At 43.4% G+C, this 10459-nt stretch carries 9 protein-coding genes; 5 read left to right on the top strand and 4 right to left on the bottom strand.

Annotated elements, in window-relative coordinates; genetic code table 11:
• The coding region (locus B7C60_RS19685; protein ID WP_245869551.1) for an AAA family ATPase at nt 1-769 on the bottom strand (769 nt) is incomplete at its 3' end.
• Between the two features lie 331 nt (nt 770-1100).
• On the opposite strand from B7C60_RS19685, the gene B7C60_RS15310 reads away from it, so the two are divergent.
• Together B7C60_RS15310 and B7C60_RS15300 are read left to right on the top strand one after the other, a co-directional pair.
• Nucleotides 1101-1622, top strand: a complete 522-nt coding sequence (locus B7C60_RS15310; RefSeq protein WP_099612388.1) for an NUDIX hydrolase — start codon at nt 1101-1103, stop codon at nt 1620-1622.
• A gap of 178 nt (nt 1623-1800) precedes the next feature.
• A complete protein-coding gene (locus B7C60_RS15300) occupies nt 1801-2550 on the top strand; it encodes a TetR/AcrR family transcriptional regulator (protein WP_099612386.1) in 750 nt (249 codons plus the stop codon).
• Nucleotides 2551-2591: 41 nt separating this feature from the next.
• Here the strand turns inward: B7C60_RS15300 and B7C60_RS15295 are convergent, their stop codons facing one another.
• Nucleotides 2592-3857, bottom strand: a complete 1266-nt coding sequence (locus B7C60_RS15295; protein WP_099612385.1) for a DEAD/DEAH box helicase — start codon at nt 3855-3857, stop codon at nt 2592-2594.
• 428 nt (nt 3858-4285) lie between these two features.
• Between B7C60_RS15295 and B7C60_RS15290 the strand changes: the two genes are divergently transcribed.
• Both B7C60_RS15290 and B7C60_RS15275 read left to right on the top strand, forming a co-directional pair.
• Complete coding sequence (locus B7C60_RS15290; RefSeq protein ID WP_099612658.1) at nt 4286-5491, top strand: aromatic amino acid transport family protein; 1206 nt, start codon at nt 4286-4288, stop codon at nt 5489-5491.
• Nucleotides 5492-5978: 487 nt separating this feature from the next.
• Entirely contained in the window at nt 5979-7403 is a 1425-nt protein-coding gene (locus tag B7C60_RS15275; RefSeq protein ID WP_099612384.1) for a methyl-accepting chemotaxis protein, read from the top strand.
• A 95-nt stretch (nt 7404-7498) separates the two neighbouring features.
• Here the strand turns inward: B7C60_RS15275 and B7C60_RS15270 are convergent, their stop codons facing one another.
• Nucleotides 7499-8935, bottom strand: a complete 1437-nt coding sequence (locus tag B7C60_RS15270) for an FAD-dependent oxidoreductase (protein WP_099612383.1) — start codon at nt 8933-8935, stop codon at nt 7499-7501.
• A gap of 62 nt (nt 8936-8997) precedes the next feature.
• Between B7C60_RS15270 and B7C60_RS15265 the strand changes: the two genes are divergently transcribed.
• Complete coding sequence (locus tag B7C60_RS15265; protein ID WP_099612382.1) at nt 8998-9231, top strand: hypothetical protein; 234 nt, start codon at nt 8998-9000, stop codon at nt 9229-9231.
• 60 nt (nt 9232-9291) lie between these two features.
• Here B7C60_RS15265 and B7C60_RS19680 read toward each other — a convergent pair.
• A partial coding sequence (locus tag B7C60_RS19680) for an ABC transporter permease (RefSeq protein WP_342747985.1) occupies nt 9292-10459 on the bottom strand: 1168 nt, incomplete at its 5' end.

Here is a 10459-nt window from a genome sequence, read left to right as displayed (position 1 = left end):
CTTCAATTGGCAAGCCGCTCTCTGCCGCTGCTTGTTCTAACATACTTTTCAATTGGTACAGTTTTTCAAAGACATCATTGGTTAACGTTAATTTATTTAATTGAGACTGCCATTGATGATATTCGGCATCGGTTATTGCTAAGCCTGCAGGTATTTGGGCTTCTTGTTCCGTTCCTACTGTCAGCATCGATTTAAAGTTTTGTTTATTCTGGATTCGATTGACAAAAATACGCACTAAAATCCGGTCATACAATGCGTCTAACCCACTCTCTTCATCTGGGAGTTCATTCGATGCAGAAATCAACACCCGCATAGGGACTCGTTCAATATCACTCCCATTTTTAAACGTTTTTTCATTAACCACGGTAAGGAGCGTATTTAAAATCGCAGGGCCTGCTTTCCAAATTTCATCGAGAAAAACCACTTGAGCAGTTGGTAGATACCCCTCTGTCAAACGCACATAGCGTCCGTTATCTTTCAGTTCTTGAATACTCAAAGGGCCAAACACTTCTTCTGGCGTTGAGAAACGAGTCATCAGGTATTCAAAATAGCTACTATTATCAAACGCTTGAATCAATCTTTTGGCAATTAAACTTTTGGCAATTCCGGGGGGGCCAAGCAAAAAGACACTTTCGCCGGTCAACGCCGCTAGCAAACAAAGTTTAATAGTACTTTCTCGTTCATAGACGCCATCTGAAAGGGCTTGAGTTAATTTATTGATTCGCTCTGCCAGTAATGCTTTTTGAGCATAAGAAGGAGAATTGATCATGAATGGCTCCGCTGAGGGGAAAATGAGTGGTTATCAATCAGTTTATACATTGGTTATAATTTTGTTACATGAACTAATTCATTTCAACGTATTTTTATAGCAGATCTCTTTCAATTGAACGCGAGTGCAATCAATGTTTTCACTAATCCATTTCATCGAATACACCATTACGACCATATTGTTGATGATAGATTGTCCCCCCATATGCTTTGCCTCTCATTTAAATATCCCTCATTTGTTAAAGTAAACCACAAAATAACGCCATCGCCGTTGGGATAGGCTCAGTAATTAGGGTAAGGTGCCCCTTTCAGATTGCAACGAAGACCGTTTCATGAGTAAAACCGTACATCAATGGAAATCAATTAGCTTAGTGGAAGAGTCGGTGACCTTACCGACAGGAAAAGTGATCACCCATACCACGATAAAGCATCCTGGCGCTGCAGTTATTTTGCCGCTTACCCGTGATAATAAAATTATTCTGATTAATCAGTTTCGACCCTCGTTAAATAAATGGTTGCTAGAACTTCCTGCCGGAACCATTGAGGAGAACGAACTCACTCTCGACTGTGCTCAACGTGAATTAGAAGAAGAAACGGGTTACAGCGCTCAAGAATGGATTCAATTGGGGCAAGTCACCCCTATGGCCGGGTTTTGTGATGAAATTCAACACTTATTCGTTGCCAAGCAACTCAAGTTGACCACTCGTTTAGTTTGCGATGATGATGAAGTGATTGAAGTATTGGCTTTATCAATGGCTGAACTTGAGCAGAAAATTATAAACGGTGAAATCAGTGATGCCAAAACCATTGCTTGCCTAAGTAAAGCAAAATTATGTGGCTATCTGCCCAAATAAACGATGTGATAAGAGGTATTTTTTATTGCTCAATCGGCACAAAACGCTGCCCATTTCTTGAAAAACAGCAACACAAGATGATGAATTGTGCAGTCAATCGCTCAAGCGAGCCGTTGTTGGTGAAAGTTGCCCCGGTATCTGGTAAAACAGCGGTGATCTTGGTTGATGAAGAAGAGTAATGAACGAAAAAAGACAAGGGCGACGCAGCGCTCAAGATGCCCATCAAACTCGATGCCATATTCTTAAAATTGCGGCCAAACTATTTTGTGAACTCGGCTATGCACGCGTTTCGTTACGTCAGATCAGTGAAAAAGCCGGGGTTTCACATAGCTTAATTCGTCATCACTTCGGCAGTAAAGAAAAAATCTGGCACAGTATCAGTGATGGTATTCATGACTACATGGAGCATTATTTACGTCGAGTCATTGATGAGATTCCCAGCACCACTCCCGCAAATGTCAAACTGTACCTTTTTACGATGCGTTTACTCGCTCATGGGTTAATCATTAAACAACCCATCCAATTGATTGCTGATGCGGTACGGCAAGAAGACGCTTTGTTTGATTACTTTATCGACACATCGGGTGAAATCGAACATATTATTGAAAGTTTCGCTGAGCAATATAATCAGCAATGTCCAGAGTATCCGATCAAAATATGGGAAGTGAAATGGCAGATGATCATGTACACCCACAGTGCCGCTAGTTTAACCCCATTTTTAAGGGAAACCTGGCGTGACGAAAATGCAGATTTAGCGCAATGCCTACTCAAGCACTGGCAACTGTTTAATGAGTTAATGATTCATAAATATCGAATTACCCCCCAATACGTTCTCAGTCCTAACAGTGTAGAAGAGTTAGTTTATGACGTAGGCTATAGCTGGGAGCAGCAATGTGCAAAAATGCAAGAAGAAAACCTGTCTGACTGATGTCCCAACCATTGCTGTTTATTTTTATCAAGGATGATCTGTTATTTTTTTCCTCGTTTAGCGTGAATTTTTAACTTAGCTTTCAGTTTACGTTTTTCCGCTGAACGACTCAAACGACGGAGGGAGGGGGCCTCTGCGGCCTCGTATTCCAATGATGGTTCAAACCCTTTTAGCCATTCTTGAGGTAGCCGTTGATCAAGTAACTGTTCAATGGCTTGTAGCATCGGTTCTTCATCTGGGCTCATAAAAGAGATGGCCATTCCGGCTTGACCCGCTCGCCCAGTTCGCCCAATACGGTGCACGTAATCCTCTGCCTTATAAGGCATATCATAATTGATGACTTGTTCTAATTGGCAAATATCAATTCCTCTTGCCGCAACATCGGTGGCAATCAATGCTCGAATTTTTCCTGCTTTAAAATCGTCAAGTGCTTTCTGACGAGCACCCTGACTTTTATCACCATTGATCGACGCGGCTTTAATACCATCGAGTTTTAATTCTTGCGCTAAGGCATCACTGCCCTGCTTGGTTTTCGTAAACACTAAGACTTGTTGCCAATTGCGTGAGCCAATCAAATAGGCTAATAACTCACGCTTACGCTTTTTATCAACGGGGTACACCATTTGTGTCACCGTTTCTGCCGTTGAGTTCTCTGGTGTGACTTGGACTTCTTTGGGATCATGTAATAAACGATAAGCTAAACTTTTGACTTTATTATCAAAGGTTGCAGAAAAGAACAGCGTTTGTCTTGCTCGATTAAGCTTTCTTAACACACGTTGAATATCAGGCATAAAGCCCATGTCGAGCATTCTGTCGGCTTCATCCAAAACCAGTGTTTGCGTCTGCCCAAGGTATACACTTTTTACATGAACATGATCAAGAAGGCGTCCCGGTGTTGCCACTAAAATATCGGCCCCGCCTTGCAAGTTTTGCTTTTGCGTATTCATGCTGGTCCCGCCATAGGCTACAACAATTTTTAAATTGCTTCCCTTAGCATAAGCTTGTAGATGATCAAAAACTTGCTGGGCTAACTCTCGAGTAGGAACCAAAACTAACGCCCGAATATTCTTACTCCCTGCTATGGACGTTACTGGCTCTTGCGCTAACCGCTGTAACAAGGGTAAGCCAAATGCGGCCGTTTTCCCCGTTCCCGTCTGTGCACCTGCCAATAAATCTTTTCCCGCTAGAATATGAGGAATGGCCTGCTTTTGAATTTCAGTCGGGGTATGAATGTTTAGTGCAGCTAAACGTTCAACCAAAGTAGGAGCAATACCTAATTGCAGGAAAGTTACCGAATGTGAAGACATATTTATTTACCTAAAAACGAATAGGCGCTCTGAGGATCGCCAACCGATAATGGGAGCGGATGATAGCAAATTTGTTAAACCTTGGCTTTAGTTAACCTCGCCGGTCTATGCTCATGGTGAGAGGTATTTTTGGCTCAGACCAAAAGACAGCCTACGGCTGTTTAAATTTCTCACTCACTGGCGGCCTACCAGCAACACCAAGTTGTTTGGCTATATTCATCAATAAATGATGACAAGCTAACCATTGCAAATAGTCAATGTGTACACTTAAATTTACATTTGTGGTTTTAAATTTTTACAACCCCATTGACCCATTACTATTCTTTGTTCAAAATAGACCAAAACAAGCAAAAAGACCGGATAACATTCGTTTCATTTCAACTGTTATCCTCTTGCAACCACAACAAACGTATATTTATATTTACATTATGAAAAAATCCAAACTCTTAGGCAGCAGTTTGATTATTGCTGGAACCACGATTGGAGCCGGAATGCTGGCGCTTCCTTTAGCATCCGCAGGTATCGGTTTTTCCACTTCGTTGATCATTATGCTCACATTATGGGCTCTTATGGCTTTTACGGCTTTGTTGATGGTTGAAATTCACCAATACGCCAGTAAGGACGCCACCTTACACACGTTAGCGAAAGAAATTCTTGGCGATAAAGGTAAATGGATTGCGACTTTTGCGATGCTTTTCCTCTTTTATTCGCTATGTGCCGCTTATATCGCAGGCGGCGGAGCTCAATTTACTCATCGCTTAGCGGAGTTAACAGGAATTGACGTTTCTGGCTCGATGGGAACCTTGCTGTTTACCTTTATTGTTGCAACGGTTGTTACGATTGGTACTGCCACGGTCGATACAGTAAATCGTGTGCTATTTGCAGGGAAAATTATTGCCATGATTATGGTGCTCACATTCCTTGCTCCCAATGTCACAGAGTCTTATTTATTAAGTATGCCGTTAGAACAAGGGTTAGTCGTTGCCTCTATTCCCGTTATTTTTACCTCTTTTGGTTTTCATGGCAGTATTCCAGCGATTGTTAATTATCTTGATGGGCATACCCCATCGCTTCGTAAAGCGATTGTTATTGGCTCAGCCATTCCTTTGATTATTTATATTCTTTGGCAACTGGCGACGCTAGGTGTTGTCAGCCAAGCTAATTTAGTGCAAAACAGTGGGCTATCGGCACTGATTCGAACACTCGCACAAACCGCTCATCAATCAGGTTTAAGTAATATGATTGGTATCTTTGCAGATTTAGCGCTGTTAACCTCTTTTCTTGGCGTCAGCTTAGGGCTGTTTGAATTTATGGGAGATACGCTACGTAAACCTGGTGCCCCGAAAAGTCGCCTTCGCGCCTCCATTGTTACCTATACACCACCTTTAGTGTTCGCACTATTTTATCCGCAAGGTTTCATTATGGCACTTGGCTACGCCGCCATTGCACTGGCTGTATTAGCCATTTTTTTACCGATTGCTATGGTAACGAAAGTCCGTCAACAAAATACCAGTGTGCACTATTACCAAGTGGTTGGAGGTAAACCTGCTTTACTCTTTACCGGTGCTGTTGGTTTCATCATTGTGACAGCGCAGCTTTTGATCACGGCGGGCATTCTGCCTGCCTTAGGTTAATCATCTCTGACTTAACCAACCCAGCTGAAGTGTTGTGGCACTTCAGCTGGGTTCTTTTGTCTTATATGGGGAGTGAACTTGCCGAAAGATCTGAATGGCAATACTGCCATGGTTCCGTTTGCTGATGAAGAATACGGATTATGTGAGCACCATGAGACTGTGCACGATAAAAAATGGCATGTTTATGATGATCGTGGCGGCGAAGCCCTTCGGCAATTTCCGGACACTCATAATCCATCAAATTACCAATGTCTCAGATCGTACAGTAATACGAGTTGCTAAAAAGTGGGCAAGTGAGCGTTCAGCGGGATAAGAAGCCTAGCGTACGTTTTCGTTCTATTAAGCTTTACCCCTATATATCGATCTATCTCTCATTTTTAATACTTTCATACATATTCATTTCATCAATTTATGAGATATTACACAACTTTGCATCCCTATCAGCCGTACACTTGCTGAGCTAAAAATCAGCTGCACCGGAGAGACTATGAAAGAAGTTCAATTCAGGATGATTGACCGTGTGTTTATTAAAATGTCGATCAACGATAAAATGTGGGCCATTTTGGCGCTCTTTATTTTAACACTTACTGCCTTGGCAGGATCCCGATACTGGCAAACCGTTCAAGACTTTGAAGCGCAAGCTAAATTGGCGGTCGAGTATAAATTACAGGGTATTCTTAGCCAAAAAGAGATCAGTAGCATTCCTGGTTTAGAGACTCGCCCCACTTTATCGGATACTCAATATCAACAAGGTCAAGCCGTGGCAACTGGGCGTGCCAGTAATGGGCAAGTCTATCGTTTGACTGAAGATTTTACCCAGCAAGAGCAAGCGATGCGAACAAGAGCTTTAACGACGCTATTGCTCAGTTCTTTGTGGCTAATCCCTTTTGCAATATTTACATATTGGGTCGCAACCTTTATTGGCGGCGCACTTTGGGTGTTATACACCACAACACAAAAAATTGCTCAAGGCGATCTAACGTCTCGGCTAGGATTCCATCCTGGGCGCGATGAATTTGGTACAATTGGTTGTGCATTAGATAATGCGATGGATACTCTCACCGATCTGGTGGTGACCGTAAAAGATAACTCAACCACACTCACTGAGACTTCACGCTCTTTTGCTAGCGAGATGAAAGAGAGTGAAACACAAATTTCCCATCAGTATGCATCGCTTGATTCCGTGGCAACGGCGATGGAACAAATGACCGCCTCAGCACAAGAAGTCTCTACTATTTCGTTACAGGCCAATCAACAAGCGGTTCAAGATTCTCAGCAAGTGGCTACCAGTCAACAACGTGTCAACCAAGCGATTAATGAAATTGAACAACTATCACGCTTTATTGCTCAAACCTCTTCATCGGTGACAACATTAAATGAAAATGCGATTCAAATAAATGAAGTGATAACCACGATCAACGCCATTTCTGAACAGACTAATTTATTGGCACTCAATGCCGCCATTGAAGCTGCGCGGGCCGGTGAACAAGGTCGAGGATTCGCAGTTGTCGCGGATGAAGTTCGTACCTTGGCAAGCCGAACTCAGTCTGCAACCGTCGAAATTCAAGCCATGATTGAAAAGCTCCAAACAGAAAGTCAGCACATTGCCAAAATTACCGATCAGACGGTTAGCCAAGCCGATACCAGCAGTCAATTGGTGACGGAAATTGGTCATGATATTGAACATATCGCAGAGTCATCACGCATGATTAACGATATGAGTGTGCAAATTTCAACGTCAGCAGAAGAACAAAGTGCGGTTGCTAATGATATTGCCTCTGAGTTGAGTGATATTCGTAACCAATCCAATACCATCCGCCGCGTGGCAGAACAGTCATCTTCAGGCATTCAGGAAATTGCTCAAGCGACACAAAACTTGAGCCAAATACTCAGCCGCTATCAAACCAACTAGCGTCTGTCCCCTGAACATCAAGCGAGTAGCCAACCAATTAGCGTAGCTACTCGCCTATCTCTATATCGCGTTGGTGAGTATATCCGGCACATGACTTATGTCGGCCCGACCACTTTCGCTAATGCCGCCAGATAACCGCGTTTTTCCGCGAGCTGAATTGCTTTTTGCTCTACTTCTTGTTCTGTTAAACGCATACTCATCGGATGTTGCTGCTCAATCGAGCATGGTGCGGAATTTGCCACGAGTTGCCAGGTTGTCACAATTTTTCTCGCCGCTTCTAATGCCGAAGATCCTTTGACTATTTCTATTCGAGCATAATGGTTCGGTTCAAACGTCACGTCTGCTGCACGTAAAGATGCATCTTGTCCTGGAATCTGCTGCGCCCCAAACAATGGAGTTCCAGCCACCTCAGCAAAGGTGAACTCGGGAACGAATTGACTCATATGATCAATCGCACGACGTGTTCGCTTAGCCACTGCTTCTGCCGACCAACCTTGAGTCATTTTCTGCTGCAAATAATCGGGTAAGCGTGGTTGTGATGATTCTATACTGGAGGCAACTAATCCATCCTTAAACAAGGTAATATCTTGAGTCATACCATGCAATTGAAACACACCATCCGCGTAAGGCGTCAATTGAGCCATCCCTTGCGCAGTGCCTCTTGGCCCATGGAAAATCACTTCTGGCCATGCTTGGTAACAACGCGGCCAATGAGAAACATAAGCGGCTTTAAATTCAACCAACCGCTGACGAGGATTGGCCGTTAAATCATCGACAGTTCCAGTTTCATAACCGCAAGCATTAATTAAATAGTCACAGGTCAACGCATGTGTTTCGCCGCTACTATCTCGATAAGTAAGATGCCATTGATTATCGATGAAGGCTGAATTAATGAGCGTACTGTGGGTAAATACTTGGCAGTTATCTAAATGCTCTAGGGTTAATGTGGCACTAGCGGCAAGACGAAAAACACTCCAACCGTACTCTTGTACCGCAATAACCGGATATTTCAGTTGCGCTAAATCCGCATGTTGAGCAAATGGAATCAGCCACTCATCGAGTGTTTGAGGGCAATGAGGCTGGGTCAGTTTGGCTAACTGTGCTAATTCTTCTTGCTGGTAGAGACGATAATAGTGCTTGGGTTGACCAAGAATTTGATTACGAGGATCCTCGGCAACTAGCTGCTGATAAGCGGTACGAATGACCTCAAGCCGTGGCAACAGATCTTGTGGGTGTCCGGGATCAGAGTGTGGAACGGCAATCACGGTCGGTCTTTTGTTTAAGGTATGAGGATAAAGCCGAATGGTTTCTATCGATTGACGCAATAGCTCGATACATTGTGTTAAAGAGATTTCTCGATACAGATTACCTCCAGCATGAAGGTGGCATATCGGCGGGCCATCCACTAAGCCCGCATTTTTTTCCAGCAAGGTAACATTCACTCCTCGTTCACCGAGATGGATGGCTGCGGTACTCCCCGCGATGCCTCCGCCAATGATCGCCACGCTAGGAACCGATTGTGTTGATTTCATTGATATCATTTTACTGCCGCTGGTGATTGACTCGTTATCTAGTGTAAAACGAGTCAAGCGTTATGAAAATCACATTTTTCACAAGGTTATTGCTAGGGTCAGTTTCATCAGCAAACAGAAACCAGCTCACTCACGGTTTATTAAATAAAACAATGGATAAATTCGCCGGAAAAGATAAAAAAACACTTGACTCATTATTGGCAAATTTTGCCTTTTTTCATCATGTGAATAATCCAATTCCGGTAAGCTTGATTGCTATTGGCTTAACAGCAAAATGTAGCGGATTCATATGCTAAGTTATCCCAAACTTTATCCACCGTTTTTGTGGATAAGTGATTAACTTACTCAATGAATCGCTAATCAAAGGCTTTGTTTATTGGTGTTAATAATTTGTTTAGCAAGCTTCCGACAACTAGGGCTAACGTAAAACATGTCAGTAATGGTAGCAATAACCACATCTCCCAATGCATTTGAGGTGGCAAGGAAAATCCCCAATGCATAATACCAGCCACGACTGCCTCAGCACTCATACTGGCGATCAACCCAGCCACCAATGCCATTACACCAAATTCTGCCCAAATCGTGCTGTTAACGCGACGACGACTGGCTCCCAGCGTCCGGTAAAGTTGTAGTTCTTGCTGCCTTTGACTCAAGCTTAGCCGTAATAAAGTAAAGATGAGCAAGAGTCCAGCAAGCATACCTAAAGCGGCTAAGATGGTCATTGCCCAAACAATTTGGGTTAACAGGATTTGTATTTTTTCCCCCATCTGGCGAATGTCCATCAAGGTGACGGTTGGAAACTGCCTTGATAAGACGGTCAGCACAGACTGATGATCGGCATTAATACGAAAGCTGACCATCCAGCTGCCAGAAAAATTTGCCATCACATCAGGAGTAAAAATAAAAAAGAAGTTGGGTTTCATCTCACGCCATTCAACTGCACGAATGGAGTTAACCACGGCTTCAACAGGCTGACTGCTGATCAAAAAGGTGAGTCTATCGCCAAGATGAATGCCAAGTTCATTAGCCAGCGCTTGTTCAACCGAGACGCCGCTTTTATGGTTCCATTGCCCAGCCACAATCGGGTTATAGCTTGGCAATGCCTCTGACCACGTTAAATTAAGTTCCCGTCGTAAAGCATTCGGCCCCTCTCCATTTTCGACACGCATTTGAGCTGGCTGACCATTGATTTCGGTGAGACGACCTCGAATAATCGGAAAAGCAGTTGAGCGTTCAATCCCCGCATTATCGAGTTCGGCTAAATAAGCGGCCTTCTCATAACCCGCAATATTGATTGCAAAGGCATTAGGGGCATTCTCTGGCAATATTCTTTGCCAGTCGGCCAGTAAATCTGTTCGAACTAACCACATCACCGCTAACAACATTAAAGAGAGAGATAATGCCCCAAACTGAAGCCCTGTCACTAAACTAGAACGACTCATTCGGCTCAAAGCTAACCTCATCGAGGTGGTAAGCGGTAATCGATGTAATGCTCGTGTGATCGCCAAGCTCACTAACGCTAAA

Source organism: Vibrio fujianensis (assembly GCF_002749895.1).
GTDB lineage: Bacteria > Pseudomonadota > Gammaproteobacteria > Enterobacterales > Vibrionaceae > Vibrio > Vibrio fujianensis.
Note: the sequence above shows the minus strand (reverse complement) of the source record. Positions and strands in the feature narration are given on the sequence as shown.